This window comes from Paracoccus simplex, from assembly GCF_042648325.1.
Taxonomy (GTDB): domain Bacteria; phylum Pseudomonadota; class Alphaproteobacteria; order Rhodobacterales; family Rhodobacteraceae; genus Paracoccus; species Paracoccus simplex.
The window spans coordinates 1-616 of sequence record NZ_JBHRXE010000051.1; the positions used below are offsets into that span (position 1 = coordinate 1).

Genomic DNA, 616 nt, shown 5'->3' on the forward strand with positions numbered 1-616 from the left:
TAGGCGGCGGCCAGCGCCTGCGCCGCCGCATCGGCCGCGGCCCGGTCATGCCAGGCCGCCGCCAGATCGCGCAGCGGCTGGAAGAATTCCGGCGCGATCAGCAACAGGAACAACGCCTGGGTGACGGTCAGCGGCCCGCCCCAGGTGCCGAAGCCGATCCCGCCCAGCAGCGAGAAGCCGCAGAACACCGCCATCATGGCGATCCCCAGCGCCGCGAACAGTTCCAGCACGGTCGAGCTGAGAAAGGCGATGCCCAGCACCCGCATCGTGGCGCGCCGCAATTCCTCGGCCGCGCGGGCGAAATCCCCGGCCAGCGCCGGCGAAGCGCCCAGCAGGCGAATATCCGGCAAGGCCCCGACCCGGTCGGCCAGAAGCGCGCCCATGTCGGCCATGCCGTCCAGTTGCGCGCGGCTGGCGCGGCCGGCGGCATGGCCGATCAGCGCCATGAACAGCGGGATCGCCGGCCCGGCCAGCAACAGGATCAGCCCCGCCGCCCAGGAAACGGCAAAGGCGCAGGCCAGGATCGCGGCGGGGGTGACCGAGACCCGCAGCCGCGCCGTCTGGTGGCGGGTGGCAAAGGGCCGCAGCAGCGCCGCCTGGTCGCCGGCCAGCGCCG

General features: G+C 73.7%; 1 protein-coding gene. It reads right to left on the bottom strand.

Annotated elements, in window-relative coordinates:
* Nucleotides 1-616 (bottom strand): ABC transporter transmembrane domain-containing protein (locus ACFOMP_RS17355; protein WP_379032823.1); only part of this gene is annotated, 616 nt, incomplete at both ends.